We start from the raw sequence: 2,859 nt of genomic DNA on the forward strand, positions 1-2,859 counted from the left end.
CAGAGAAAATCCAAGCAAAACAACACGTTAGACGGTGTTATTAATTCGCTTGCCGCTTAAGGTTCTGTACATGTATACCGATATAGGCCCCACTCGCTGCAACCATCCAGCCGGGCCGCCTCAATCACTTCATAGGGTACTGCTTGCTCGATATATTGGCGCATTAAAAATACTCCGAAGGCACCGCAGGCCGCTGGAATATACAGCGCTTTGGGTTCGTTGATCCAGCCGAACATGGCAATCATCAAGGCATTGGGGATCATATTTAAAAAGCCGGGCAATAACATGGTACCGAGCACCAGATTAAATAGCCATTTCTTGCCTTTGAATTGATACAGCGCAAAGGCGCAGCCCGCCAAGGAACAAAATAATAGATTCAATCCGGTGGTCATGATGGCGATATAAAAGCTATTCGACAGGTTATGCCAAAAATAGGGCAGTCTATTTAATAGCTGGGATATATTCTCGCCCAGTTGATCGCCAAACCACAGCGGTGGCGGGACGGCAAATATATGGGCTTCATCATGGGTAGCAAATACCAGCATAAACCAGAATGGCAACACCATCAGGATGGCACCCAAGCCAATAATGCAAGGAATCAACCAATGGGGTGATGAGCGGTGATGCATGCTATTCATCCGTTATTTTTCTGGTTAATTCGGCGCCCTAAACTGCAGAGCGCCAACAGAATGATAAATAACAACCAGGCGATAGCGGATGAGGTGGCGAAATCCCCTTCGGCAAATGCCGTGGCATATAAGTACATGGCCATGGTTTGGCCTGCCTGACCCGAACCGCCGGTCCCGGCAGTGAGAATAAACGGCTCTTCGAATAATTGCATATTGCCAATTACACTCAACGTCAACGCCAACAGTATCATGGGTCTGAGCATCGGTAACGTGACATGGCGTAGCTGTTGCCAGAACCCGGCACCTTCCAGATAGGCGGCATCAAATAGCTCTTCGGGAATGGTCTTCATCGCCGAAAGATATAACAGGGTATTCCAGCCGACATAACGCCAGAACACCACCATGGCAATGGTCCAGCGAATATGACTGGAATCCTGCCAGTCGATAGCCTGTTCTGGAAATAGCCACGCCAAAGGCTGAATATCGAATATGACCCAATCATGCAATCCAGAAATAACCTGGTTTAACACACCAAAATCACGGGAAAATAGAGAGCTAAACACCAGTGAAATAGCCACCGATGAGGTAATAAAGGGCAGGAAGTAGAAGCAAAATAAAAAATGCCGTGTGCGGTTTGATAAGCGAAATAGCAAGGTGGCCAGTGGCAAAGCGATGAGGTGTTGCGGCAATCCTGATACAATGGCGAGCCATAACGTGGTATAAAGAGCGCGGTAAAACCACTCATCGGTCAATATATATTCATAGTTGGCAAGCCCCTGCCACTCCATATCCCACAGCGATGCACTCAAGTCCCAATCATGTAGCGAAATCCAGGCTGAAAATAATATCGGGTACAATCCGAACACCACAAATATAATAAAAAATGGCGATAGATAGAGATAAGGGATCCATCGCTTGTTGATGATGGTCGTATATTTTTTCCACGCGTTCTGCATCAGTGTCTCGCCTTGCGCTTGATTTGGCGTTCGGCATCTTTTAGCGCAGTTGCAATATCTTTGTTCTCTTCGAGTACCAGATCCATCTGTTTGCGGATGATCTCGGCGGCCATGGCATCATGCTGATGCGGGATAATACTCGGCATCCGGTCGGCGGCATCCTTCCAGATTAAGCGGGCTTGTTGTTGGCCAAGGTAGTCGATAGGTTCTGCCATATGCGGGGTCTGTTGGGCACTGAGCAGGGCGGGAAATGCATCGAGTTTTTTAAAGGCGTCCAGCTGCATGTCGGTATCCAGCGTCATAAAGCGAATAAAGTCCCAGGCTTCAGGCTTATGCGCCGCGGCTTTGGGGATGGCATAGAAAGAGCCGCCCCAACTGGCATAGGCATGAGCCGGTAACGGGCTGGCGCGCCATAGCCCTTTGCTTTCAGGCGCCATCCAGCTGGCCAGATGCCCGGCAAACCAGGCGCCCATCATCTGGGTGGCTATGTGCCCGCGACGGATCGATTCGGCCCACTCATTACTCCAGATCTGCAACCGGGCATCCAGCCCCAACTCCCGGACCTGCTTGGCCAGGGTAAAGGCGCGGACAAAACGCTCGCTGCGCACCAGACTCTCGCCCGCCTGATTGAAATAGAGTCCTTCGCCCGGTTGGAGCCCGATGCGGATGTAGATGTCTTTCAGGTCACTGGCATTGGCCACCAGATAGATGGATTTTTGTTTGAGCCGAATTCCGGCCTGAATAAAGTTCTCCCAAGATGTGGTCATCTCCTCGAGCGTGACACCGGCTTGCGCCAATAGATCCTGGCGGTAAAACAGCGAGCCTGGGCCTATGTCGGCGGGCATGGCCATCAATTCCCCCTGCTCGTTCTGGGCTTGCGCCATGGTGTAGTGCACCAGCAATGGCTGATATTGCAGAGCGTTATAGGGCGGAGCACTGAGGACTTCGATGCCACCGGAATGGGTAAAGCGACCGATAAAGCCTTGCTCCAGGCCCATGATATCCGGCAAGCCAGCGCCGGTGGCCAGAGCGCTCGTCATGGCATGGTGGTGATCGTAAAACGACAGCGCAACCAGGCGAATGTGGATATCCGGATGCAGTTGTTCATAACGGGGAATGGCGGCCCGAATGGCGGCATCAAAGTTCGGGTAGGAGGCGATCGTCAGCGTGGTGGCCTGTGCCAGGACGGGAACTAAATAACCGTTCCGAAATGTAGATCACTTATCCGGGAAAGAAGGGAACTCGGCGTCGTTTGTGCGATCTGATTAATCGCC

General features: G+C 51.3%; 3 protein-coding genes. All 3 read right to left on the minus strand.

Annotated elements, in window-relative coordinates; genetic code table 11:
- Positions 1-56: 56 nt before the first annotated feature.
- Positions 57-629 carry a carbohydrate ABC transporter permease gene (locus ACYVG7_RS10710; RefSeq protein ID WP_460883100.1) on the minus strand — a complete coding sequence of 191 codons (573 nt, stop codon included), beginning with the start codon at positions 627-629 and terminating at the stop codon, positions 57-59.
- Between the two features lie 5 nt (positions 630-634).
- Positions 635-1,438: a carbohydrate ABC transporter permease gene (locus ACYVG7_RS10715; protein ID WP_460883101.1), complete on the minus strand. Its 804-nt coding sequence runs from the start codon at positions 1,436-1,438 to the stop codon at positions 635-637.
- 146 nt (positions 1,439-1,584) lie between these two features.
- The gene (locus ACYVG7_RS10720; RefSeq protein ID WP_460883102.1) at positions 1,585-2,769 is read right to left on the minus strand and encodes an ABC transporter substrate-binding protein; all 1,185 of its coding nucleotides are present in this window, start codon (positions 2,767-2,769) and stop codon (positions 1,585-1,587) included.
- Positions 2,770-2,859: the final 90 nt, after the last annotated feature.

It is taken from the genome of Pseudaeromonas pectinilytica, from assembly GCF_054780855.1.

What these genes read in the sequence shown, in the direction of transcription:
- ACYVG7_RS10710 (WP_460883100.1), bottom strand. Translation starts at nt 629, where the DNA reads ATGCATCACCGCTCATCACCCCATTGGTTGATTCCTTGCATTATTGGC.